Annotated in this window: 16 protein-coding genes; 7 read left to right on the forward strand and 9 right to left on the reverse strand. The window is 44.2% G+C overall.

What is annotated here, in order from left to right; all coding sequences use genetic code 11:
- Positions 1–839: 839 nt before the first annotated feature.
- Together PseudUWO310_RS10240 and PseudUWO310_RS22865 are read right to left on the reverse strand one after the other, a co-directional pair.
- Positions 840–5,966, reverse strand: coding sequence for a hypothetical protein (locus PseudUWO310_RS10240; protein ID WP_223805611.1), 5,127 nt, complete (start codon positions 5,964–5,966; stop codon positions 840–842).
- A gap of 97 nt (positions 5,967–6,063) precedes the next feature.
- Positions 6,064–6,201, reverse strand: coding sequence for a hypothetical protein (locus PseudUWO310_RS22865; RefSeq protein WP_190315972.1), 138 nt, complete (start codon positions 6,199–6,201; stop codon positions 6,064–6,066).
- A 250-nt stretch (positions 6,202–6,451) separates the two neighbouring features.
- Between PseudUWO310_RS22865 and PseudUWO310_RS10245 the strand changes: the two genes are divergently transcribed.
- Positions 6,452–6,943, forward strand: a complete 492-nt coding sequence (locus tag PseudUWO310_RS10245) for a DUF4079 domain-containing protein (RefSeq protein WP_055074978.1) — start codon at positions 6,452–6,454, stop codon at positions 6,941–6,943.
- Between the two features lie 540 nt (positions 6,944–7,483).
- On the forward strand, positions 7,484–10,042 hold the full coding sequence (locus PseudUWO310_RS10250) for a hypothetical protein (RefSeq protein ID WP_142600753.1): 2,559 nt from the start codon (positions 7,484–7,486) through the stop codon (positions 10,040–10,042).
- Between the two features lie 59 nt (positions 10,043–10,101).
- Here PseudUWO310_RS10250 and psb32 read toward each other — a convergent pair whose 3' ends face one another.
- Positions 10,102–10,809 (reverse strand): photosystem II repair protein Psb32, encoded by a 708-nt coding sequence (gene psb32, locus PseudUWO310_RS10255; protein ID WP_142600756.1) that lies wholly within the window; start codon positions 10,807–10,809, stop codon positions 10,102–10,104.
- 90 nt (positions 10,810–10,899) lie between these two features.
- A complete protein-coding gene (locus tag PseudUWO310_RS23600; RefSeq protein WP_263363415.1) occupies positions 10,900–11,034 on the reverse strand; it encodes a hypothetical protein in 135 nt (44 codons plus the stop codon).
- Between the two features lie 929 nt (positions 11,035–11,963).
- Between PseudUWO310_RS23600 and dnaN the strand changes: the two genes are divergently transcribed.
- Both dnaN and PseudUWO310_RS10265 read left to right on the forward strand, forming a co-directional pair.
- The gene (dnaN, locus tag PseudUWO310_RS10260; RefSeq protein WP_142600758.1) at positions 11,964–13,118 is read left to right on the forward strand and encodes a DNA polymerase III subunit beta; all 1,155 of its coding nucleotides are present in this window, start codon (positions 11,964–11,966) and stop codon (positions 13,116–13,118) included.
- 211 nt (positions 13,119–13,329) lie between these two features.
- Positions 13,330–15,357 carry a DUF3769 domain-containing protein gene (locus PseudUWO310_RS10265; protein WP_142600760.1) on the forward strand — a complete coding sequence of 676 codons (2,028 nt, stop codon included), beginning with the start codon at positions 13,330–13,332 and terminating at the stop codon, positions 15,355–15,357.
- 209 nt (positions 15,358–15,566) lie between these two features.
- Here the strand turns inward: PseudUWO310_RS10265 and msrB are convergent, their stop codons facing one another.
- Positions 15,567–16,097, reverse strand: coding sequence for a peptide-methionine (R)-S-oxide reductase MsrB (gene msrB, locus PseudUWO310_RS10270; protein WP_142600763.1), 531 nt, complete (start codon positions 16,095–16,097; stop codon positions 15,567–15,569).
- Positions 16,098–16,274: 177 nt separating this feature from the next.
- Here msrB and PseudUWO310_RS10275 point away from each other — a divergent pair, with 177 nt between their 5' ends.
- Both PseudUWO310_RS10275 and PseudUWO310_RS10280 read left to right on the forward strand, forming a co-directional pair.
- Positions 16,275–16,877: a superoxide dismutase gene (locus tag PseudUWO310_RS10275; RefSeq protein WP_142600765.1), complete on the forward strand. Its 603-nt coding sequence runs from the start codon at positions 16,275–16,277 to the stop codon at positions 16,875–16,877.
- A 122-nt stretch (positions 16,878–16,999) separates the two neighbouring features.
- On the forward strand, positions 17,000–17,641 hold the full coding sequence (locus PseudUWO310_RS10280; RefSeq protein ID WP_142600767.1) for a Uma2 family endonuclease: 642 nt from the start codon (positions 17,000–17,002) through the stop codon (positions 17,639–17,641).
- Between the two features lie 31 nt (positions 17,642–17,672).
- On the opposite strand, the gene PseudUWO310_RS10285 is transcribed toward PseudUWO310_RS10280, so the two are convergent.
- Positions 17,673–18,782, reverse strand: a complete 1,110-nt coding sequence (locus tag PseudUWO310_RS10285; protein ID WP_142600770.1) for an S-(hydroxymethyl)glutathione dehydrogenase/class III alcohol dehydrogenase — start codon at positions 18,780–18,782, stop codon at positions 17,673–17,675.
- A gap of 152 nt (positions 18,783–18,934) precedes the next feature.
- On the opposite strand from PseudUWO310_RS10285, the gene PseudUWO310_RS10290 reads away from it, so the two are divergent.
- Complete coding sequence (locus PseudUWO310_RS10290) at positions 18,935–20,323, forward strand: plasmid pRiA4b ORF-3 family protein (protein WP_190315973.1); 1,389 nt, start codon at positions 18,935–18,937, stop codon at positions 20,321–20,323.
- Positions 20,324–20,588: 265 nt separating this feature from the next.
- On the opposite strand, the gene PseudUWO310_RS10295 is transcribed toward PseudUWO310_RS10290, so the two are convergent.
- The 3 genes from PseudUWO310_RS10295 to PseudUWO310_RS10305 all read right to left on the reverse strand — a co-directional run bounded on the left by PseudUWO310_RS10295 (position 20,589) and on the right by PseudUWO310_RS10305 (position 26,338).
- Positions 20,589–20,969 carry a DUF5615 family PIN-like protein gene (locus PseudUWO310_RS10295; RefSeq protein ID WP_142600775.1) on the reverse strand — a complete coding sequence of 127 codons (381 nt, stop codon included), beginning with the start codon at positions 20,967–20,969 and terminating at the stop codon, positions 20,589–20,591.
- The gene (locus PseudUWO310_RS10300; RefSeq protein WP_142600777.1) at positions 20,966–21,205 is read right to left on the reverse strand and encodes a DUF433 domain-containing protein; all 240 of its coding nucleotides are present in this window, start codon (positions 21,203–21,205) and stop codon (positions 20,966–20,968) included. Before PseudUWO310_RS10300 ends, PseudUWO310_RS10295 begins: the two co-directional genes overlap by 4 nt.
- A 165-nt stretch (positions 21,206–21,370) precedes the next feature.
- On the reverse strand, positions 21,371–26,338 hold the full coding sequence (locus PseudUWO310_RS10305; RefSeq protein ID WP_142600779.1) for a WD40 repeat domain-containing protein: 4,968 nt from the start codon (positions 26,336–26,338) through the stop codon (positions 21,371–21,373).
- Between the last annotated feature and the right edge of the window lies 1 nt (position 26,339).

Raw genomic sequence — 26,339 nt, forward strand, 5'->3', positions numbered from 1 at the left:
AGAAGAGCATACTGCCCGCTACGCGGGCGGTATGCTCTCTGGTTTTGGTTTCTAATTGTGCGGAACTACTTATTACACTTATTACATTGATGTAAGCTGACTCTTCGACGTAGTAAAAGCGAGATTCAGCAAGGGGTTTAAGTTCAAAAAAAGCTTTGCTATTTTTTGAACGGTTATAATCTACCACTATAGCAATCAATCCTCGATCTCATTACCGATCCAGCATCAAAAATGTAGCAATCTTAGCGATCTATAGCTACATTCCCTTGACTTATGGCAGATCAAAACCCAAGACTTGATTGGCGGTGCTCCGCACCGCCAATCAAGTCTTGGGTTTTATGTCCTAAGTGGCTACAACTATACATTGCGATATTTTTGATCATAAAGAACCACAAGAAATTTTTTAAAAGTGTTGCTTCGCAACACTTTTATAGCTGCCGCCAGTTTTGTTAGGACAAAATCAAAAGCCCAAAGAGAGTTGCCGCGCTCCGCGCGGCAACTCTCTTTGGGCTTTTATGTTCTGATACAGTTGGCGGCAGCTATAAAAAATTTCTTGGTTTGAATTTAGACACAAAGCACCATAAGTTTTGCTTGAGATAAGTAGCTTGGCATAATTAAAATCTAGAATCAAAAGCTGTAGCGCAGGCTGCGCTACAGCTCTTGGGGTTTTATATTTAATTAACGTCAGTTCGGGATAATTTGAACCGTGCTTTGAGAAAGGGTTTGCGTAGCAAACCCTTTCTCAAAGCCCAAAAGTAAAAGCCTTGCGTAGCAAGGCTTTTACTTTTGGGCTTTGAAAATTTGCCAGCTTAACCCGAACTGACGTTAATTATGCCTAGCTATTTAGAAGATTGAGATGACGTGCAAACTCGTTTTATCTCTGGGGATAAGGTTGGCGTATATTTAAGATAATTGTTGAGGAGGTTACAGCCTCTTTGGACGAGTTCATCAAAATCCAAGATCTCCGCATTCCAGAGTTTGAGCGTACCATCTCGACTAGCCGACAGGATATTCTGACTATCAGGACTGTAGGTCAATGCATAGACCTCAGCACCATGCCCCAATAATGTCTTGAGTAACTTACCACTAGCCCGATCCATAATTTTGACGTTTTTATCGGCATTGGCGGTAGCGATCGCCTTGCCATCAGGACTAAAACTCATGCCATAAATCCAAGAATCGGGAGTAACCGCAATTACCTTCTCCAGCGCCCCTGTTTGAGCATTCCATAACTTCAATTTGCCATCTTTACCAGCGGAGCCAATTTGTTGACCATCAGGGCTATAGGCAATCGAGAGCCCACCATTGCCATGAGCTTCCATCGTATGGAGATTTTGCCCGCTACGTACATCCCAGATTTTGACAGTTTGATCATTACTAGTCGAGGCGAGTCTCTGGCTATCTGGACTAAAAGCGATCGCCCAAACTGTTTGGGTATGACCATCTAGCACTTGCAATAGCTGCGGGTGATCATCACCATTCCATTGCCATAGCTTGATTTTGTTATCCCAACCAAGGGTCGCTAATATTTTTTGATCGGGACTCAAGGTGGCATAAATCAATTTAGCACCATGAATATTCAACAAATGGAGTAATTTACCCGTTTGAACATCCCAAATTCTCACAGTTTTATCATTACTAGCTGAGACTAACTTCTTACTATCCGCACTAAAACTAACTCCATAGACCGTATCCTCATGCCCCTTTAATTCTTGTTTGAGAGTGCCATCGGCATTCCAGAGCCGAATGCTTTTATCAACACTACCAGAGGCAAACATTTTGCCATCAGGACTAAAATTGACCGACCAAACGGTACTAGTATGCCCGTAAAGAGTGTTTAGTAGCGTAGCTCTTAGATCCCAGAGTCGAGCAGTTCGATCTTTACTCGCAGACAGGAGATAGCGCCCATCAGGGCTAAAGCTAACATCAAAAATACCGTCAGTATGTCCTCCTAACTTCATTTCTAAGATTCCTTCATTATTGAGAATTTGGATCGTATTGTCTTGAGAACCAAGCGCAATGCGCTCGCCATTGGCACTAAAGTTTAGACTCAATACATCGGTTGAGTTTCCCTTAAACATCCGCACCAATTGAATTTGGCGATTTTGATCGCTAATCTTCCACAGCTTGACTGTCTCATCTCTAGCCGAGGTTAACAGTTGTTTGCCGTCAGGATGAAATCTCACATTGTAAAGTTCTTTTTCATGGACGCTCGCACTAGTTAACAAGTTACCTTGCAAGTCCCAAAGCGCGATCGTCGTATTTTTAGCCGTCACGATCAAGTTACCATCGGGACTAAAACTGGCATCTTGAATGAAGTTAGTTTCTCTAATGGCAGGGCTATTACTGGCATTTTGAGGGTTCAAGGTCAGCAGTTCGATACCGCGATCGCTATCCCACAGTTTAACAGTGCCATCCTTACTCCCCGTCAGCAATCTTTTGCCATCAGGATGAAAACTCAAGCGCAAAATATCATCTCGATGGGCATAGAACTTCGCAATTAACTTCCCAGAATTGACATTCCAAATTCTGACACTCTTTCCTTTGCCTGATGAGGCAATTTTTTGACCATCAGGGCTAAAACTCAAGCCCCGAATATCGCTCGTTTTTAAACCGACTAAACGCGAGATGGGGCTGCCATCGCTCTGATATAGAGATACGCTACCATCAAAGCCCCCCAAGGCAATGATCTTGCCATCAGGACTAAATTTGGCGGCATAAAAGGGAGCATCCATTTTCAGCGAATAAAAGCGATAGCGCTCACGAATACCATAAACGATCGTTTGCAAGCCTTCAAACATTGATTGCTTAATTCTTGTCTTATCCAATCCTTCATCAATAGCTCGTAGTTTTTTAGCTGATTGGACAATTGTTGATAGAGACTCTAATTGCCGATTCAGCAAAAAGCTAGAATTTGCCGAAGAGATCAATGCATCAATTTCACCAAATTCTGCAAGTTGGCGTTGATGAATTGCTTGAAAAGATAGCCCCACCATCACAAATAAAGCCAATACTGTACCAACCAAAGCAAACTTGGTTAAGCGGTTGAGATTGGCTTCGCTGCGTTGAGCTGAAGAGCGTACTTTCCGCAACTCAGCCAGTAAACCTGCTTCCTGATTAGCCCGAATAAATGGCACTAAGTAATCATGCACTAACTGATAGCGATTGCTGGGAACTTCAGGCAATTGGAAAACTAAGCCCGATCCGATTAAGATTTCTAAAACTAAATCGAGATCTACCGTATTGCTAGAGTAGGATAAAAGCCCCGTTCGCAATTCATTATAGGTACGCAATGGACGTTTGCCCTGCTCGTCCGTTAGCAAGATCAAGATTTGTTGCGCGATGAAAGCCGCACTACCACAAGCCTGAATTACTTCTTCCACCGACTGCTCAACAAGACGCTGTTTCGCTCCAGCAGCTCGATAGGCGGCAAGGGTCGTAATATTGCGATCTTGAATTTGTGAGCCAACTAGTTGCAGTTCAATCGGTCGCACTGAACCGCGATCGCCAGCGAGATCTCTCACTAATTCGTCGATGAGAATCGGTTCGAGGGGAAAATTAGCATTTGCCGTCAAGTTCTCAATCAGAGCTTTGGTATCCGAGAGAGAGAGATTACCGAGAGCATAGCGGAAGTTTCGACTTAAAATATCAAATTCGGCATGGGCTGAGTCTAGTTCTAGTAGTAGATGGAGATAATCTTCACGAATAGAAATTACTATTTTTAATAGGGGAATCTTCAGACAGTTTTGCCAAAAATCAATAAAGATCTGTCTTTCTCTCGGCTGGGAGCAGGTGGAAAAGAATTCTTCAAACTGGTCAAATATTAGGACAATCTGCGTCCCATTCAAGGCTAATTGCCTAAATTTAAGGAGTAAATTGACAATGTCGCGATCGCCTTTTCTGCGTCTTTCATCCATATTCTCCTTCCCATCCTTCTCCAATCGATAGGCAGATGAAGAGGGTTTGACTGCTACGCGATCGCTATAACCGAGATCGTAATTTTTATAAACAGCTAAGGAAATAGCATTGAGCCAATTGGTATAGATATGGATCTCGATCGGTAGTAATTCTTGACCTGTTAGCGATCGCTGCAATAGCGCGGGAATGAGCCCTGCATTTACCAGAGAACTTTTTCCGACTCCCGATTCACCATGAATGACAGTGAGCTGATGCTCTAGGGAGAGAATTCTTTCAACTAGCCTTTCAACATCTTGAGTTCGTCCAGAGGCAGCAATTTCTCCAGTATTAATATCAAATCTACTCGTCTCGATCTCAGCAAGACTAGAAGGAGAGAGTTGTTTGGGTTGCAGTGTTCCCGCACCGATAAAGGCTCTTAGCCCATATTGTTGCTCTAGCGATCGCTGTCTTTGTCGAGTTTGGAAAGCCTCAAGATAACGTCCTTGAGCGAAGGCAAGATCGTGAAAAGTATCGAGGAAGCGAATATAAAGCTTGGGTTCGTAGTTCAGATTGAAATTAGCGATCGTTTCTTCGATTAAACTAGATGCTAATTTGATCTCATTAAGTTGGAGATAGCTCTGAGTCAGTAATAGTTTGTATTGACCTATTTGAATATGACGCAGGCGTAGCCAATTATGCATCAAGTTCTCTTCATGAAAAACAGGAACTTGCTCTAGGGTCGCTAGGGCTTTGCAGGAATACTCCTTCACTTTCTGCCATTCCCCCTTTTCTACAGCTATTTTGGCTAAATAACCATAGTCTTGGGCAAGTTCGAGGGGCATTTGTTGGTGTAGCGGCAGTAGGGATTCTATCCATTTTTGGAGTTCTGCCCAATCCCTAAGCTGTTCGAGGACTCCGCTATAGGCTCGGCTATACTTAGCCATTAACTCCAACTGATTGGCTTGTTTAAAAGCAGCGATCGCTTCTTGAAAAAATTGTTTCGCCGCGACCCAAGAAGTCGATGAATGTCTTCCATTCACAAAGGAATTATGCCACCACAAATTTCCTAAATAGAATAAAACGATCCCCCGCTCGATCGGTCTATCCAATTTCTGCCAATAGGCAAGGCTGCATTGATAGTAGACTTGGGCAAGGCTATGGACTGTACCTTGAGATTCTTCGTATATGTCACGATCGCGAGCATCGGAGGAGCGCCACAATAATCGTCCCATCGCAAAGTCTAATTTTGCTTCTAATTCTAAGAAATCACTTTGCCCATCGACTCGATCACTATTGAAGAGATCACCATTGAAGCGATCACCATTGAAGAGATCACTATTGAAGAGATCACTATTGAATAGCTCGTTAAAGTTATCTTGTCCAGTAGTTTTTTTGATGGAGCTTTCAGAACTATGAGCATTCTTCGCATTTTTCTCAAGAGCCGCCCTTCGCAATTCTTGGCGGGCAAGTTCTAGCTCATTACTAGAGAATGATTCGCGCTCGGTATCTATTTTGGTGTCCTGCCAAAATAGGGGAATCTGAAGATCTCTAGCGATCGCAAATAAACGATCTACCTGCTGGTTAACTTCTGTAAATAGTTCAGTAGGGGACAGGGCGAACTTAATCGCTGGGGCAGCCAAACTTGCTAGCTCTGGAGCGTTGGTCAATAATTGCTGTAGTTCGCGATCGCTCAACCACAGCACCAAAGGACAGTTGATATATTGCTTGAGGCGATCGCGGAAGAGGTTTGCTTCTAAAAATAAATTTTCTAAATTTGTGGCTGGCGTTTGCTCCAAACCCAAACACATCAAGGCAGGAATATGATCGATCGCGCCTTCTCGCCAAAGGTTTTGCAATTTACCATATAGGGTCTCGTGGGACTCTCGCCACCAGATCTCGCGGAAGAGCAAACCTGTTTTAGCCGCTAAAGCAGTCAACATATTTTGGCGAAGACTGCGGTAATTGCAATTGACAATAATCAATGAGAAATTCCCCTGAAACAGCCCGATCGCTCTAGCTAACGTATCTAGGGATCGTCCATTCAGGGAATGTCCATTTTCTGAGAACAAGATCGTCTGCTCGCTCTGAATCACCTGTTTTATTTCACCGCGATCGCGACATCTTAAAATTTACGCAAATTTATGCAGGAACACTACTATAGCAACCCTAAATGGTTTGGGGAACATCTCTTCTCCCTGATATCCCCCAAACTTGTAGCGCAACCTTCGTTTGTTTTGTTGCCTGCACGAGGATCGCAATATCAATATGCAATATCAATATATAGCTGTCACCAAGTATAGACATAAAACCCAATAATTGATGTGCAGTGCGCCGCGCATCAATTATTGGATTTTGATTTCTCCAAAGTCAAGCGAATGTAACTATAGCGTAAGTAGCTAAGAGTCAAAATCTGTAGCGCACGCTGCGCGTGCGCTACAGATTTTGGATTTTTATATTTAGTTGCGCCGAGCTACTGAATCAATGAAATAAAAGCTACAATATATTAAAAAATGTAAATTTTTTTGTAGTTTTCCTACTCAACCATTTCAAGTCTATGAATGAATTTGCCAACAAACTCACTGAGTCCATTCAGCCCATTGCCGACCAGTTCAAATCTCTGCCTATCCCCGCCTCGGTAACTCATTGGGGTCATCCCCTGTTTATGGCGATCGTCATTTTTGCGATGGGATCGTTTGTAGCAATTTCAGGATGGCGCAGCCGCACTACAACGGACAATGAAGTAGCCATTAAGAATAAAGCCGATCATCGCAAAGTCGCACCGCTAATGACCGTCTTCTTAGCAACAGGATATACGGGCGGACTGTTATCCTTGGTGATGCAGGGAAAACCTTTACTAGAAAGCCCTCATTTCCTTACGGGCTCCGTAGTATTGACCTTACTAGCTATCAACGGCACGATCTCGCTCACGGGGTTTGGAGGCAATCAACCCTTACTGCGTAATGCCCACGCTTACCTTGGCAGTGCGATCGTCGTACTTTTAGTCGCCCATGCTTTATTAGGGCTAAAGCTCGGTCTTTCTATCTAAATCTCCACATCCCATACCAAGTTAAGAAATGGCTACGCCATTTCTTAAGGGGCTTGCGATTTAATAAAATACCAAATATAAAACCAGAATCATTGGGGCGGCTCCGCCGCCCCAATGATTCTGGAGAATCTAGAAGTGTGATCACACTTTCGTGAATTGGTATCAGTCCTCCCGCAAAAAAATATAGCAATGCAAGTTTTGCTTACAGCCATTTTCGATCAAAAGAACCACCAGAAAACTTTTAAAAGTCTTGCTAAGCAACACTTTTAAAAGTTTTCTGGGTTTGGATTTGAGCGCAAAGTGCTAAAAAACAAAAGGTGAGTGAAAGGTGAGTAGCAGCCCTTCGCGCCACCACTCACCTTTGGGATGAGGAGAAAGATTATCTCTCTTAATTTCCCTCTCCCGTAGGAGAGGGACTGGTAAAGAAAAATCGCATAGCCCGATATCAGACCTATTGCCTCCTTGATGACAATTGCTATACCAGCCTAGATGGGTTAGTATTTGCGATAATTAAGCACACTTATCCTGCGATCGCCACATATGGAAAACTGGGAATTTTTGCTACAACGCAAAGGTGACAAGTCCTGGTTGCCCCTAGAGTCTCCCACCGTTGAGATTTTAGAAGGGCAGTACCGACTTGCTGCACGCTCTGCTTTAGCAAATGCACTAGTTGGTATCGCGATCGCCTATCGCCCCCTCGCCGATGTCCGCCATCAACCACTTCAACAAAAAATTGTAAAGCGAATCAGCCACGATGGATTGCTGATCGTGATGCCCTACACCAATTTTGTCCCTGGGCAATGGCAAATTGATTGCTTAGCAACGGAATCCAATCCCGATTCTACTGATGCAGAAACAGTAAATACCAATATTCCTCCTGCATGGCGAAAAACAGTCAAGTTTGATGTAATTCAAATCTCGTCAGAAGCTGGTTCCGATTGGCAATATAGCGATCCTGAAGAAGATCTAGAAATAGCAACGGACATCCCCCACAACTCCCATACCAACGCATTGGGGATCGTCCAAACAGAACCAACTCCTCTCAGTTATAGCTCCCCCATTCTCGATATTGCCGAGCAGCGATCGACCGAACTAGTGCAATCAATGTTTGAGGAGTTTGCGCTGTTTAATGATGACGATCTTGATGACGAACTTGATGACGAACTTGATAACGAGCCTGATAATGGAAATGAGTACGAGCGGGAAGATGCTGCACAAGCTGCACTGTCATTAAAAAGCGGGCTAGGCGATCGCTCTACTCTAGAGCAAACAACCAGACAAGAATCATCCCCTACCGCAAAAGCTGACAATCCCCTTCAGCCCCGTATTTTACTGCGCCTCAAACAACCTCAATACATCATTAATGAGGACAATAGCTTTAACCTAACTGGAGATATCTATACTCAAGGCGAGCTTGAGGTAACCCTCAAAGATCCCCAAACCCTTGAGGTTTTGGTCAGTCAGCGCTACTTGATCACTGATTCTCGCGATCGCAATCCTGTGAATGGAGCCATTCCCTTTAAATACCAGATCCAAGTTCCTCCCCCATCAGAGATTCAAGTCCTGATTGGAGAGGTACAAATCCATCCTCAACAGGAATTTCAACCACATCAGGATTTACTCGATCAGGACTTATTTGTTTGCCAACAGGCGATCGCGGTTTCCTATCCCGCATCAAGAGTTCTTCCAGAACTAATTAAAGAAGCTCAAAAACAGAATTCCGAAAATAGCTCTCAAGGTAATTTACAACCAACCGCATCGGGCAATGATGCTCCTAGTTACCCACAGATTCCCCAGAGTTTTCCACAGGCATCCCTCGCACCTGAAAATCAACCTAACCCACCATCGCCAAAAACTAAGTCGAACAATTTCCTGAGTTTGCCGCCTTTACCTTCAAATAAGCCCAAAGCCCCTCAGGGAGAGCCACAACGCCCTGCTAATGCCTTGTCATTACCTCCTTTACCCCAACTGCGATCTCAAGCAACGGGTCAAAATTTAAGCGCCTCTAGTTCCACCATTGACGAGGAGCTTCCTCACAGTTTTCCACAGGTAGAGGCGACCCCAGATCAAATAGATTCCAACTCCGATCTGACCAGTTTTGAGCTGACCAATATCGGTATTCTTGATGGTGGCGATCGCCAAAATCGCCCGCTTCTCGATCCACTTCTCAATGAGAAAGAACCAGAATTGTATTACAGTTTTGAAGAAGAACTCCCTCAAAACTACGAAGAATTACTCGAACAACCAAGGCTAGAGACATCCCTAGGTAATAGTCAACTACCCCTCATTAAAGATCTCCCTCCCCAGCAGCCAAACCATCGTTTTCTCAATAAGCTGCAAACACTATCTGCCGATGCGATCGCAGCCCAAAAAGCTAGCCAACGCACTGAGGAACTATTACTCGATAACTATACCAGCGAACCATTACCCATAAATGAACCGCTGGAAAATACCGCTGCTTCCATCGATCTCGATAATCCTGATCGGATCCGAACGATCTCCGAATCCACAAGTCTGGCGGAATTAGATCGCGAGCTTGATGTACAACTGGATCGCCTTCTAGATTTTGAATCTGATCTAATCCTCAATGAATATGTTTGGGAAGAAACCACCGATCCCAATGCTTTCCCTGTGGGGGGATTGTCTGGCTCCAATGCCAGTGCTTACGCCCTAACGGAAACGGCTAAAACTATCCGTAACATCCAAGAATCTTCCCCACAAAGCTTTTCAGAACAGGAACCGATTCCGATCCCCGAGATCCTCATTCCTGCTGGGGAAATTATCTCAGGTACGCCAATGCTAATCACCGTGCGTTTACCCGTACTCACCACCAAGTTCTTTGTGAAGTTCTGGATTAAAGATTTACAGACCCGCATAATTGTCGATGGTCCTCGCTGGTTGTTAGACTTTAGCGTAGTTCCCAATACCGAGTTTATTGAAACCCGCACGCATATCTCGATTCCTCTCAGTAGCATTGATGTTGCCTTTGAAGCGATCGCGATCGAAGCTCAAACCCAAAGGGAAAGTCACAAAGTCCGAGTTACTCGCGCTGTGACTCCTCCCAACCTCGCCCAAGACATCAATTTTGAAGAGCAATAGATAAATCCAAAAGACAAGTGGCGGCGCTTCGCGCCGCCACTTGTCTTTCTCTGGTTGACTTATGGTTGACTCTGTAACCAATAGTAGGTTGCCATGGGCAACAAAGTTGCCAAAATCAGCAAAATAATCACCACCACATTCGACGAACTCGCCTCCGTCTCTTCTCTGGTTGCATAGTTGCTCGTCTCAGTTTCTTCTACTGCTAAGAGGGGAGCCCCGGGATCGGGATTCCCCTTTAACACCATTTCCAGACGCGCAAAGCCTTCATTCACGGCTTGGTTATAGTTTGACTTACGGGCTGGATAGAGCATCGTCTCATCCGCAATACTATTAGCTATGCTATCGGGCAAAACTTCTTTGACCTTAGCCCCAGTCTGAATCGCCGTACGGTGATCTTCCGTCGCCATAAATAGCAACACTTGATTGGATTTCTCGGCATCCGTTGGAAACCATTTATCAAATAGCTCCGCTGCAAACTCTGAGGCAGGTTGACCGAGATCGATCCGTTGGATGGCTAGCACATGCACTTCAATTCCTGTTGCTTCAGCTATTTTTTCAGCTTTACTAGCGATCGCACTTTTAGTAAGCGCACTTAATACCTCCGAGTCATCAATTACCCATGTCTGCTCGGTTAGTTTTTTGATCTCTGCTAAGTCAGGAATATCTGACACCTGCAAAGCGAAGGCATTACCAGTGAATAAATTAAAGCCAAGGGTTAAGGCGATCGTCCCCAAAAATAGGCGACGAAATAAATTTTTAAGCAGCATTTTAATCACAAAATTAATCACAAAATTTTTAACCTATTTTTAAAACTATTTTTTAAACCAAGTCCATTTATTTCCATTTTCAACACTATATCAATCGAAAAGGTAGTCATCAAAAAACACAAGTAAAATTTCAGTTCTTCTTAACCCTAAGCCCCGATCGCCAATGCCGCGATCGGGATCTCCTGACGGAATCAACAAACAAGCAGATGTTTTTTTACTCACCATAAATTCTTGTTATCAAATTATTATTAATTTTTTTTAAGCAGACTTTAAGTGATTTTTTTATAAAAACATGGATTATTTATCTGTGGATAACATTAGATCTTGCTAGTTTGCCTGTGGAAAACCTGTGGAAAACTCTAATTCATCTGTGGAAAAGCAGGCAATATCTGGGGAAAACTTTTAAATAAATGTGGAAAACTTTTACTAGGTATTTATACCCTGTGGAAAACTAGCCATTTTTTCCACAGGGTTTTCCACAGGTGGAAAATCTTAAAAGACTTACTGAATATACTTTTCTTTGAGTTTTCCACATTTTCCACAGCCCCTACTACTACTATTAAAGATTTTTTATTCTTTAAAGAGTAATAATTAGATCGAGTGAAAAAAAAATGAAAAACAAAAATTAATTTTGGCAATACAAAAATTACTAACGATGTTATGATTGGCTTCCACAAATCAAAAAACTAAAAACTAAAAAGCTCCTATTGAAAAATTAAGTTTAAACAAGTTTAAAAGTTTTATTTTTATCTCGTTTTTTTAGCTCGTTTGCCGAAGCTATGTGTAAAGTATTCTCCAATACATTTTCCAAGAGATTTTAAACTCTCCAAAATCCTCAAAATTTAAAAAACTCATTTAAGTAATTTAGTTTTAATTTAGTTTTAATTTAGTTTTTTCAGCCAATGTCAAGTTATCTAGATAGCAAGTGCAAAATACGATTAACCAAACGATTAACCAATTTGGTACGATTTGGCATCTTGCAGAAGTAACACTTGGGGCAAATCTAAACTCTAAAACTCCAGTTCCCAGTCTTAAAAATCCAAAACTAGATTCTTCCATTGGTCAGAGAATACAAGAGAATACAGAAGTTATTCAAAATCTAGTTTTAGTCTCACTTACCTCTATCTCACGTTAAAAATTCCTCTGTATAAACTATGCGACTAGTCTGCCCCCAAAACCAACTCGCTGCTAATCTTGCCCTTGTCGGTCGTGCGGTCGCATCTCGTCCAACCCACCCGATCTTGGCGAACATCCGTTTAGATGCGGACAGTTCAACCCAAAGCCTTGGCATGACTGCCTTCGACCTCAATCTAGGTATTCAGGTTTCTTTCCCCGCCCAAGTAGTAGAGGCGGGATCGATTACTCTGCCAGCAAAGTTGCTTAACGATATCGTTTCGCGGTTGCCCGATGAAGACATCACCATCAATGTCGATAAGGACAATACGATGGTTTCGATTGTCTGTGGTTCAGGACGCTACCAAATGCATGGCTTGCCCGTAGAAGAGTTTCCCGAATTACCGCAAATTGGCGAAGATGGTGAAACTACCTATCTGCCCGTAGAGGCGATGTTAAGTGGGCTTTCTTCCACCTTGTTTGCGACTTCCGCTGATGAGACGAAGCGGATTTTGACGGGGGTACATCTGACGGCTAATGCCGATCGCCTTGAGTTTGCGGCTACCGATGGGCATCGACTTGCCGTGGTACAGACAGGTTTTTTAGATGCGGATGAGCCTCCTGTGACCGAGGATACCGTCACGACTAATTTGGAAGTAACCATTCCCGCAAGGGCTTTGCGGGAGCTAGAGCGAATGCTCAATCAGCAAACCGAGGGAGCGATCGCTGTTAAGTTTGATCGCGCCAATATGATTTTCCAGAGTGCTAATCAAATCCTCATTTCTCGTTTGTTGGATGGTACTTATCCCAACTATCGGCAATTGATACCCAGCCGATTCGATCGCCAAGTTACCTTAGAGCGCAAATTATTCCTATCTGCGCTAGAACGCATTGCGGTACTGGCTGACCAAAAAAATAATATTGTTAAAATCTCTGTTGATTCTACTGGGCAAGAGATTTCCTTGTCCGTTGAGGCTCCTGATGTTGCCGCAGGGAGAGAATCTTTACCTGCCCAAGTGTCGGGCGAGGATGTAGAAATTGCCTTTAATGTTAAATATCTGCTGGATGGCTTAAAGGCTTTGCCAAGCAATGAAATTCAAATTCAGATGAATAACCCGACTAGTCCTGCGGTGCTTGTGCCTATCGGCGCAACTAAAATGACCTATCTGCTTATGCCTGTACAAATACGTAACTAGATTTACGATATCACCCAAGAAGAGAATAGCAGCGCATTGTAAGAGATAGCTAGAATATAAAACCCCAAAGATGAGTGGCGGCGCAAAGCGCCGCCACTCATCTTTGGGGGAATACTAAGTTAAAGCCCCACCTTTACTTTCTCAGTTTTATGTCTTAACTTTACAAGCGACAGCTATATCGCAGATAAAAATCCTGTAAACTTAGTTGAGTATGGACTTCTTACCACCGCCTTCAACTCAACTGCCACCTCACTCCCACGCTGAGGTGAGACGGGCTAACTTTAATCAGACGTTGTCACCACTGCCAACGCTCGATCTCCGCATTGCCAGATTGCCTGTTGAATTGCCAACAGAGGTGCGATCGCAGTTGCAGCTTTTTTTTGATACCCTGCCCGATCCTAATTCGCTTGCCCAGCAAATTAACTCGACCCTAATTGCTCAATCAGGTCCCATCAAACCCAATAGTCTGCCCAAGCCCAAGCCTAAGGATAAACCTCGTCCGACTCTGCCACCGCGAGTAGGTGATAAGTTGAACGTGGTGAGCGATCGCCAAGAGTATGACGTAAATACACAGGTGTTTTTGGCTGAAGGCAATGTGGTAATTAATTACAAAAAATCAGAACTGAAAGCCGATCGCGTTCGTCTCGATACGAAAACTCAGGAGGTTATCGCTGAAGGTAATGTATTTTTTACCAGAGGCGATCAAAGGCTCCGTGGTACTAAGCTTACGTATAATTACGGTAATGTTAAGGGCGAATTACTCAAGGCTTCAGGGGCTGTCGATCTTGGTAATTTACAAAGTTCAGAAGTTTCGCGATCGCCTGCGGATGTGGCGACTAACTCAGTGACGGTATCCGTTGGGGGGACTGGGGATGCGAATGAAGGAAGAGTGCGGCGCATTGGGTTTATTGCCGAGCGGTTAATTATCGACGGCGATAATTGGACTGCGGAAAACTTACGGGTTACTAACGATCCCTTTAGTCCTCCAGAACTCGAATTAGTAACAAGCAAAGCGACTCTGACTCCGATTTCTCCAACCCAAAACCGCCTCGAACTCGAATCGCCCAAGATTGTTTTTGATCAGGGCTTTTCTTTGCCATTACCCGTTAATAGTATTATCCTCGATCGCTTTCAACGCTTTGCTCCTGCGCTAGTGGGATTTGATAAACGCGATCGCGATGGTATCTATTACCAGCAAAGTTTTGATGTCATTACCCAGCCTAATTTAAGCTTGCAGATATCCCCGCAATTGCTCCTACAGCGGGCTTTCTCTAGCCAAAGCGGATTTTCAGGGTTTGATATTTTGGGGATTGTGGCGACCTTAAATGGTGCTTTTGATGATGGTCAAACCCTGTCGGCGCGAGCCAGTTTCTCAGGGTTGAACTTTTCTAAAATCGATTCTTTATTACGGTTTAATGTTAGCCATCAGGTTCCTGTGTTTGGCAATCATAGCTTGGTATCTCAATACGCCTTTCGCGATCGCGTTTACAATGGCTCGCTGGGATATCAGGATGTGAATAATATTCTTGGGAGTACCTTGCTATCCCCTACCTATACTTTAGGAGATTCTAAAATTTCCTTTAGCTATCAAGTCTCAGCTCAGTTGGTGGGAGCCGTGCGTGACGATATCCAACCCAGTACGATTGGTTCCCTAATTCGGTTACAAAGTGCTGTTGTGCTCAGTCGTGCTTTTCCCCTTTATCGGGGCGAAGCATTGCCCGCCGAAAAAGAAACGGGATTGCGTTTCTCTCCAAAGCCTATCGTGCCGAGGTTAGATGCTTTCGTGACTGCCCAAGGTGTCAATTCTCTCTATTCCAATGGAGCTAATCAAGCAGTTTTGTATGGAACTATTGGTTTAGCTGCGGAAGTTGGTAATTTCGCCAAAGATTTTCTTGACTATACTGGTTTAACCCTGAGCTACACCCAAGCTTTTTCCAGTGGTAAATCGCCCTTTCTGTTCGATCGCGTTGCGGATAACAGATCGCTTACCGCTGGAATCGTACAGCAAATTTATGGACCACTTCGCTTTGGTATTCAACAAAGTTGGAGTTTGGATAGTGGCAACCTATTTGATTCGGTCTATTCGCTCGAATATGCAAGGCGTACCTATTCTGTACTGATACGATACAATCCCAATCAGGGGTTAGGGGAATTCCTCTTACGGATTAGTGACTTTAACTGGACTCGTCCTCCTGATAATGTGACAACTATTCAAAATGGAATAGAACAGCGTAACTAGTAAATAAAAAGCCCAAAAGATAAGTGGCGGCGCAAAGCGCCGCCACTTATCTTTTGCTTTTTGTGAATTCGGGATAATTTGAAATGGGCTTTGAGAAAGGGTTTGCGTAGTAAACCCTTTCTCAAAGCCCCAAAGTAAAAGCCTTGCGTAGCAAGGCTTTTACTTTGGGGCTTTGAAAATTTGTCAGCTTAACTCGAACTGACGTTTTTTTAGGCAGGAACGAATTTTAGGGAAACTCCATTCATGCAGTACCTTTGTCCAGTGGGATTAGGACCATCATTAAAGACATGCCCCAAATGACCGCCACATCGACTGCAATGGACTTCAACCCTTTGCATGAATAATGAATTATCGACGGTAGTACCAATCGCTCCTTCGATGGGTGCAAAAAAGCTCGGCCAACCCGTGCGACTATTAAACTTTGTGTCAGAGGTAAATAGGGGCAGATCGCAGCCAGCACAATTATAATTACCTTTGCTATATTCCTTATCGAGAGGGCTAGTAAAGGCTCGCTCGGTGCCATGCTTCCGCAAAACTTTAAATTGCTCTGGTGTGAGGATTTGTTTCCATTCTTCTTCGGTTTTCATGATTTTGTATCTTTTAGTTGCTTGATTGAATTGATCGGGTGAATTTGTGTCTAGGGCGATCGCCGTATTGGTTGATGGCGATCGCCAAAACTGTAATAGCCATGAACCACCAACGATAGCGGCTCCAGTGAGCAAAAAATTTCTCTTCTTCATGGTTAAATTTAGTGGTTTGTATTACTTACGTTGCAACCCTTAGGATTGGATTAAGAGTTGGATTAACAACTGCTGAATTTAAAGTTGTAACAGCCACTACGATTTACAATCTAGCCTATAATTGTAACAATACTTAAAGCTGAGAAATCACTTCAAACTTTAAAAGGTTAAACAACAATGGCATTTGAACTCCCATCTTTACCCTACCCCCAAGATGCTCTTGCAGCTTCTGGTATGTCTGCTGAGACCCTATCATTTCACTATGGCAAGCACCACAAAGCGTATGTTGATAACCTCAACAACTTGATTAAGGATACCGATCTTGCTGATAAGTCCCTAGAGGAAATTATCAAGATTAGCTACAAAGAAGGCAAAGCTGGAATCTTCAATAACGCTGCTCAGGTTTGGAACCACACCTTCTACTGGAATGGGATCAAGCCTGCTGGTGGTGGCGCTCCTACGGGTGCTTTGTTAGATGCTATCAATGCTAGCTTTGGCAGCTTAGATAACTTTAAAACCGAATTTAAAAATGCTGGTGCTACTCAATTTGGTAGCGGCTGGGCATGGCTTGTGGCTGAAGGCGGTACATTGAAAATCACCAAAACCCCTAACGCTGAAAATCCTCTCATCCATGAAGGTCAAGTTCCTTTATTGACAATGGATGTTTGGGAACATGCCTATTACCTCGACTTCCAAAATAGCCGTCCTAACTTCATGGCTAACTTTGTTGAAAAGCTAATCAACTGGGATTTTGTCGCTGCTAACTTCGCGGCTGTCTAGTTATAAACATTGCATAGCGCTATTGTAAAAGAGAAGCCTCGCATCGCGAGGCTTCTCTTTTTGTTGGGGCAATGTAAAATAAAGCATAAGCGATCGCCTATTTGCATCTCTCGGTGAATACCATGCCCCTACTGCAAACCAAAACGCCCCTAGATACTTGGCTAGCTATGCCTTGGGAAGAATTTGTTAATATTGCCGATGCCCCAGACTCCAGCAAGCTTAAAAGTTACTATTACAACGGCAAGATGAGGTTGGAAAATATGTCCACAGGCTCCGATCATTCCAATGATCATGCATTGATTCTGTTTGCCCTTTCATTTTTTGCGGCTCATCAGCGTATACCTATGACTGCAAAGGATGGCTGCTCCTATCGCAAAAAAGGACATACAGAATTTCAGCCTGATGCGTCTTATTACATTGGTGACAAAGCCGATGTCATACCTTGGGGAACGCGAATCATTGATTTAGATCAGTCCCCATTACCCGATCTCGTTATTGAAATATCAGATACCTCTATCTCCGATCACTTAGGCACAAAACGCTTGCAATATGAGGAACTCGGTATTTCAGAATATTGGATTGTGAATGTTCAGACTATGCAAATTTTTGCTTTTACAATTGCGATCGATGGTAGTACTCGTCGGATTCGGGAATCGCTAGTATTGTCGGGACTGAAGTTGGAAATTTTGGAGCAAGCTCTGCAACGCAGTCGGCAGGAAAATCAGTCGGCAACGACTGCATGGTTAATGGAACAGTTTAGATAGAAGATAGTGGCGTGCCACTATCTTCTATCTCTTAAAACGTTAGTACAGTGCGAATGGCATCGCCTCTGTGCATCATATCGAAAGCCTCATTGATCTCCTCAATTGGCATCACGTTCGTAATCAGGCTATCAATATCAATTTTGCCTGCCATATACCAATCGACAATCTTAGGAACGTCAGTCCGTCCCTTTGCGCCACCAAAGGCTGTGCCTTTCCAAACGCGACCTGTGACTAATTGAAATGGACGGGTGCTGATTTCTTGACCTGCGCCTGCGACACCGACGATGACGCTGACACCCCAACCTTTATGGCAGCATTCGAGGGCTTGGCGCATGGTTTGGGTTCTGCCGATGCATTCAAAGGAGTAGTCTGCGCCGCCTTTAGTGAGATCGACGAGATAGGGAACAAGATCGCCTTCTACTTCTAAGGGATTCACAAAATGGGTCATGCCCATTTTTTCGGCGAGGGCGCGTTTTTTGGGATTAATGTCTACGCCGACGATCATATCTGCGCCGACCATGCGACAGGCTTGGATTACGTTTAAGCCGATGCCTCCTAGACCAAAGATCACGACATTGGAACCAACTTCAACTTTAGCGGTGTTAATTACTGCGCCGATGCCTGTGGTTACGCCACAGCCGATGTAGCAGACTTTCTCGAAGGGGGCATCATCGCGGATTTTGGCTAAGGCGATTTCTGGGAGAACGGTGTAGTTTGCAAAGGTGGAGGTTCCCATATAGTGATGGATTTTTTCACCATTGATGGAGAAGCGGCTAGTTCCATCGGGCATTAAGCCTTGTCCTTGGGTGACGCGGATTGCTTGGCAGAGGTTGGTTTTACCGCTGAGGCAGTAGGAGCAGTTGCGACATTCGGGGGTGTAGAGAGGAATGACGTGATCGCCTGCTTTGAGGGAGGTGACACCTGCGCCGACTTCGACGACGATACCTGCGCCTTCATGTCCGAGGATGGCGGGAAATAGTCCTTCGGGGTCGGCTCCTGAGAGGGTGAATGCGTCGGTGTGACAGACTCCTGTGGCTTTGATCTCGACGAGAACTTCCCCTGCTTTGGGGGGATCTAGTTGGACTGTCTCGATTTTGAGGGGTTGTCCTGCGGCGAAGGCGACTGCGGCTTTTACGTCCATGAATTTTATGATGTCCCTGAGTTTATGACTGGTGATTTTGTGGTATAGGAAATATCATAGCTGCTAGCTAAACAGGGCGATCACGGGAGGATAGCCCTTACCTGTATAATCTTAGATCTTGCTAAGAAGAATTAGCCAATATGTTTAGATTCATGCCTTTCTTGACTCTCCTTCAGCCCGATCGAAAACCTTTATCGCAGTTGTCCAGAAAAGTGCTGAGTGAAACAATTTTTTCGGCAACTCAACCCAATGCGATTGTGCAGGATTTCGAGACTTTTATCGAGTTCTTACAACTTCACAAAGTTGAGGTCAGTGCTAATCAACAGGCGATCGCTCCTAAGTATCTTGCCGATCTCAACAGTCGTCTCAGTCATCCCGTCACTATTGATTTTCAGCGTCCTAGCCAAAAATCTTATTCCTATATTCATGGACTCTATTTGCTATTGCGTGGCTCAGCGATCGCGGTGGTGAAATTAGATAAAAAGAAAAATATACTAAGCGTCGATCCGCAAGTGTTAACTTCATGGCAGGGACTAAATGCGATCGAGAAGTATTTTAATCTGCTTGCCACATGGATATATTACAGCAGTGAAGATATTATGGACAATGATCGCCGTGCTCTTCCTGAATGGTACTTTGTAGTTAGTTCTTGGGGGACGATCGCTAAAGAGAACTTAAACTTTACTGACAATTCTACTAATAATTCTCCTAACAACTCCAAGAGTAACGAGTGGTTAAATCGTCTGAAATTACACAATGTTGCTTTGTTGAATTTATTTGGATTTATAGAATTACAAGATACTGAACCTCTAGCGGGTAAAGGCTGGCGGTTGACTAAGGCAAAAGCATCACCCTTTGGAAAAGCCCTAATGGAGCTATTGGAGAAAACTGATTGGAAAAGGGGGCTATTTAATGAGGCAGAAGACGATCTGTTTATAGAACCCCGATCGGAACCACGACCCGTAGACACGAAACTCAATGTAGTTGTGCAGAAGTCAACACCGACAGAGATCCTGCAAGAGGAATTTCAAGCGCTAGATTTATTTCCTGAATGGGAGAACAATTTGGAGCTACCTGAGCCTAAAACTCAAGATGGTGTCTTCGTTTTTAAAGTATCCCTGCAAACCTATGTTCAGAAGTCTCAGGACAAGTTTTCTAAAGAGACGATCTGGCGTAAGATTGCGATTCCTTCTCATCTGACACTCTACGATTTTAGTTCGGCAATTCTCAAAGCCTTTGATTTTGCTAACGATCATCTCCATCAATTCACCTATAAAGATCGTCAAGGATTTGTTAAGAATATCTATCATCCCTATACTCAACATGGTGAAGGAGACGGCTTTACTGATGAGATATTGCTGAGAAATTGGCAAATTAATGTCGGCGATCGCATTACCTATGTGTTTGATTTTGGCGACTGGTGGGAGTTTAATGTAGTTTTAGAAAGTATTGATGAACCCGATCCTAAGCTCAAAAAGGCGAAGGTAATCGAGCAAAAGGGTAAAGCACCTCAGCAATATGGTGACGATGACGAAGAATAACAGTAGGGGTATAGCATTCCTGCCATAATCTATCAATTTTTGCGATCGCCTTATTTTGGGAATACTTTGCCCTTAATCTTGTAATCTATAGCTGTCGCCAAGTGAATTAGGACTTGGGCTAGATTCTTGTGTATCAGCTTGATTGGTTCTGGATTTGATGAATAGTAGGAAATTTAAAACTTCTCTCACTAAGATGTCTGGTGTTTGGTCGAGTTCATGAATTAGTTGTTCGCGATCGGATATTGGCTTATCCTCTTTTTATATTTTAATCATCTTGATTCAGGGATTTTCTGATTCTAAATTTATTCTTGTCTACAATTACAGTTGCACCAACTATTTCTAATATATCTACGTTATCGATGAATCTTTCTACTACTTGCCGAATCTCTATGGCGGTTGCTTCAAAGGGAAATCTTAAGACGACTAAACCGCAATGTGTATCTGGTGGATAGGTTTTGATGTTTGCCCATCCCAGATCACGACTAATAATGATTCGCTGTTCTTGTTGGGCAAAGACAAATAGTTCAGGATCTTTTGTGCCACTTAGCCCAGAGGTTTTCACATGAATGGTGTCATGACCTTTGCTATTGAGTAATATTTCTAAACTTAAGGGGCAATCTTCATCAATCAGGAATCGAACGCTCAACTTGCTTTCTCCATTGGATAGATGGTTTCATAGTTTAGAAGCTCTGCGAAGTATGCTAGGGATGTAAGGATCTGCTGTTGGGTAACTGCGTATTCTTGCATGACTTCTTCGTAGCTCATGCCTCCAGCGAGGGAGCCAATGATAATCGCAATGGGGATGCGTGTTCCTTTGAGGACTGGTTTGCCATGTTGAATTTCAGTATCGATAGTAATGGAATCATGTAAGCTGGTGTTCATTATTTATCTCCTGAGTCAATGTTTGCATAGATGGAAATTGCGATCGCAGTTAAATGCTTGGTTTAATAATTATATTCCATTCGCTAATAAACGAGATATTGTGGATTGGGCGCAGCATTTGCGGATTGGGTTTGTCTGTTGGCGTTCAAGATTGTGGCGCAAATGCTACGCCCCTACGGGACTTCCCAAAAGCTGTCTGTCGCTTTCAGAAACATTGGGGTTATTGGTGAGGTAAGGACGTAACCAATCACAGGCTTCAGAAATTGCTAACTCTGGATCGATATCCCATAATTTGATGGTGTGGTCAGAACTGCCAGAGGCGATGGTTTTGCCATCGGGCGAAAAGGCTACGCTATTAACCCAATTGCGATGACCTGTGAGCGTCCGCAGTACTTTCCCTTCGAGATTCCATAATTTGATGGTGTTATCATCACTACCAGAGACAATGGTTTTTCCATCTGGTGAAAAGGCTACGCTCATAACCATACTAATATGCCCTGTGAGCGTCCGCAGTACTTTCCCTTCGAGATTCCATAACTTGATGGTGTTATCATCACTACCAGAGACAATGGTTTTTCCATCGGGTGAAAAGGCTACGCTCATAACCATACTAATATGCCCTGTGAGCGTCCGCAGTACTTTCCCTTCGAGATTCCATAATTTGATGGTGTTATCATAACTACCAGAGACAATGGTTTTCCCATCGGGTGAAAAGGCTACGCTCATAACCAAACCACTATGCCCCGTCAGCGTCCGCAGTACTTTTCCTTCGAGATTCCATAATTTGATCGTGTGGTCATAACTACCAGAGACAATGGTTTTCCCATCTGGTGAAAAAGCTACGCTCCCAACCGCATTGATATGACCTGTCAATGTCCGCAGTTTTTTTCCTGCCAGATTCCATAATTTGATCGTGTGTTTATAACCGTCTGAAGCGATAGTTTTTCCATCTGGTGAGAAGGCTACCGTACCGAAATTGTTATTAACTCTGAGCGTCCGCAGTTTTTCCCCTGCCAGATTCCATAATTTGATCGTGCTGTCATAACTGCCAGAGGCGATGGTTTTGCCATCTGGTGAAAAGGCTACCTTCATAACGATATTGCTATGCTCCGTCATCGTCCGTGGTTCTTTTTCTTTGAGATTCCATAATTTGATTGTGTGGTCAGCACTGCCAGAGGCGATGGTTTTCCTATCTGGTGAAAAGGCTACCCTCGTAATGATATTGCTATGCCCCGTCAGCGTCTGAATTTCTTTTCCTGTCAGATCCCATAATTTGATTGTGTGGTCACGACTGCCAGAGGCGATGGTTTTTCCATCTGGTGAAAAGGCTACGCTCCAAACCCCATTTCTATGCCCCGTCAGCGTCTGAATTTCTTTTCCTGCCAGATTCCATAATTTGATTGTCTTGTCATTACTACCAGAAGCGATGGTTTTCCCATCTGGTGAAAAGGCTACGCTCCAAACCTCATTTCTATGCCCCGTCAGCGTCTGAATTTCTTTTCCTGCCAGATCCCATAATTTGATCGTCTTGTCATCACTGCCAGAGGCGATGCTTTTGCCGTCGGGAGAGAAGGCAACGCTCATAACGATATTGCTATGTCCCGTCAATGTCCGCAGTTCTTTTCCTTCGAGATCCCATAATTTGATCGTGTGGTCAGCACTGCCAGAGGCGATGGTTTTCCCATCTGGTGAAAAGGCTACGCTCTCAACCCAATTGCTATGTCCCGTCAGCGTCCGCAATTCTTTTCCTGCCAGATTCCATAATTTGATCGTGTAGTCACTACTACCAGAGGCGATGGTTTTCCCATCTGGTGAAAAAGCTACACTCCAAACCCCATTGCGATGTCCTATCAGCGTCCGTAGTTCTTTTCCTTCCAAATTCCATAATTTGATCGTCTTGTCATTACTACCAGAGGCGATAGTTTTTCCATCTGGTGAAAAGGCTACGCTTGTAACCGGCTTGTTATGACCTTCAAGGCGATTAGCTTCGCGAATGTTATAAATGACTTCCCATAGTCGTCCTAGGGTTCTATCCTTAATGTAACTAGGAACAATCTTGCGGATGTCAGGATCGAAGATGCATCTTGCAGCTTTCAATCCCGTGATCATTGCCTCTAATTCTTTATTCGCCAGCCAATAAGCCTCACAGGAAATACTCAACGCTTCACCTTCAGCAATTTCAGCGCGTTGTAGTTCTTTATCTTTCTCTGCTAGGACGTTTTCTTTTTCTGCTAAAGCCGATCGCAATTGTTCTTTGGTCATTCGCAACTCTTCCGCCATACCGAAGACATACTTTTTGCGAATAAAGCTAACCAAATAATCGTGAATCAACTGAAAACGGTCATCAGGCGAACTACTCACCCGAAAAGCAAGCCCAGAACCAACCAGAACCGCCAGCACCAGCGAGAGATTTTCTGCTTCGTTGAGAGGTTCGATCCCCCTGCCTTCGGCATCCCCCTTAAAAAGGGGGACTTGGCTTAACTCTCCATGCCTCACAAGGGAGACTTGGCTTAACTCTTCTCCCCCCTTTTTAAGGGGGGCTGGGGGGGATCGAAAACCATCACCTGAAACCGCACCCAACAACTCCGCCGCAAGCTCCGCTTGCGTCTTTTGCGGACGCTTCTCCTCATTCCCCGTCAACGCATACAACACCCTCTCCGCCAAATCCTTATTCGCCACCCCACAATCCCGCACCACATTCTCCAACCACCGCTCCACCAACACCTCACTTGGCTTACGTCCCCTACTCTCAGAATTATTGTGATATGGTCGGCGCGAAGCCATATCACTGCTAGTCAGAGCCAGATATTGCTGAAGAGTAGAAATAGGAGGATTTTCTGACTCCAACTGCGCCCCCACCACCTGCAACTCAATCGGCAAAATCCGCAACTGCTCACCACTCAAATCCGTCACAAGGCGATCGATTAACTCAGGCTCCAAACGTAACTGCGATCGCCTAGTCAAAGTCTCGATCACCTGACGCGCCTGATCCTGCGTAAAATCCCCCAAATAGTAGCGCACCTGCTTACCGAGAATGTCGTTTTCTACTTTTTCTAGATCTACCGCGCGATCGCATTCCAACAAATAATGCAGATAGTCCTCCCGCAGCGACAACACCACCCGCACGAAATCCGTATGCAAACAAGCCTTAAGGAATTTGTAAAATGGCAGGCGATCGCGAAAATCTTCCTTCTTAAAAAAGAAATCCTCAAACTGATCGAATATTATTACCGTCAAATAATTCTCATCAATATTGCGCTTGAAATGATGAATCGGATCGAGATCGAGATCGCGATTGGGAAAATAATTCTGTAACTGCCGCCGAATTTCGCCACTCCAATCTTTATAGTTTTTTACCGCCAAAACTAAAACTCTCCGCCCATCAAAGCTCTCCCTCAGCCGTAACGCAGGAATCACCCCGCCACTCAAAATCGAACTTTTCCCCGCCCCCGAATCACCATGCACTACCGTCAAGGGAAATCGCGCCTGACCGATGCGATCGACCAATTTCTCCACATCTTGCATTCGCCCCGAAGCCTCAATCTCTTGAGCAATGCCATCATTCTTAAACGATATAGAAGCATACATATCAGGATTACTAGCTTCCCTTTTAGGATTCAGTGTTCCCGCACCTATAAAGGCACGTAACCCATATTGCTGCTCCACCGATCGCTGATGTTGCTTCGTTTCAAAGGCTTCGAGATATAGGCCTACCGATGTATAGAGCGATCGCAATTCCTCCAAAACTGTCACATATACCCTAGCATCATACTGATGTCGCCAGCGATCGCGTACCCCTTCTAATCGAGCGATCGCTCCTTGTCTGTTATCCATTCCTGCTAGGGCTTTGGCGAGCCAAAGCTCATATTTTCCATAGATATAGCGTTCTGAAAATGGCAAATTTGGCAGTTTGCGTTCTGCCGCATCCTGATAGAGAGCCAGCGCTGACTCGGCAAACTGTTTTGCTGTGGCATAGTCAGCCCTAACTAGTCTGACTGCGGCAAGAATACCGCGATCGTTAGCCTCTCGCAATGGATTGGGGTAGGTCTGATGTAGTACTAACGCCTCATTCGCAAGGGATTCTAGTTCCTCCCACAAGTTATTATTTAATTGCTCTTGATGCGATGGGGTAGCAAATTCCAGACTTGCTAACTCTTCTACCGTAACTGTCAAAAAATTAATATATTCGCCAATGAGATCCCAGCGTTCTACTTGGCGAAAGATGGCGATACTTTGCGTAAAATATTGCTGCGATGTCCGATAAAAGGTCTCTTTATTGAATCGACTCCGAAACGCGATCGCGCGATCGCACATCCCCAACTGTAATAGGCAAATGGCTTGTTTAAGCTGATTTCCCCCTTGCCAAAATGCTAAACTCTTTTGAAATAGTTCCTTTGCCTGACTGATTTGTGATTCCGTAAATGCAATACAACCAAAGGCAAAATCGAGATTTGCCATCATTTCTAGATCGATAATACTTGCTGTTTCTAACTCTGTTACCGCAGTTCTGAGTTCAAACTGTTGCAAACCACTGGCGATCGCCGTTTGTAGGGATTTACGGTTGCTAAGATCGAGAAAAAGCGCAAACATCGCCTCCGTTGACGCTTGCAGCAGTACCTTTAGTTCGTCAGTATCAAGCTGAAACTCGATCGCCCCCGCTGTCGTCCAGTTCGCTAGATCGCTCGCCTCACGGATCAAAATTTCTTGAGTGCGATCGTTCAGCCACAGCACCATCGGAAATTCCAAACAATTGGCAAATTCCTCTCGCACCCGATTTGCCGATTTCAAAACCACTTCGATTTCCGCAACCGCATCCAATCCCAAAACCATTAATACCTTGGGCTTCTGCTCAGTTGGCAATTGATGCACCTTGCCCATCAATTCCTGAATCGGTGCCAGCAAAGTTTTAGCATCAGGTTTCAGTTCAAGTATGGCGATCGCAGTTTCTGGTAAATTATTTTCTGCTAATTGCGATCGCAATTCCTGCAATACGCGCTCCTGCAATACGCGATAGTTACACAAAGCGATCGACAATGAAAACCCTTGCGATCGCGTCACAATTCTCGTCAATCGACGTAATGCATCGCGATTATTAGCAATTATATTATTAGCAATATTGGGGCGATCGCTCATC

It is taken from the genome of Pseudanabaena sp. UWO310 (genome assembly GCF_006861605.1).
Lineage (GTDB): Bacteria > Cyanobacteriota > Cyanobacteriia > Pseudanabaenales > Pseudanabaenaceae > Pseudanabaena.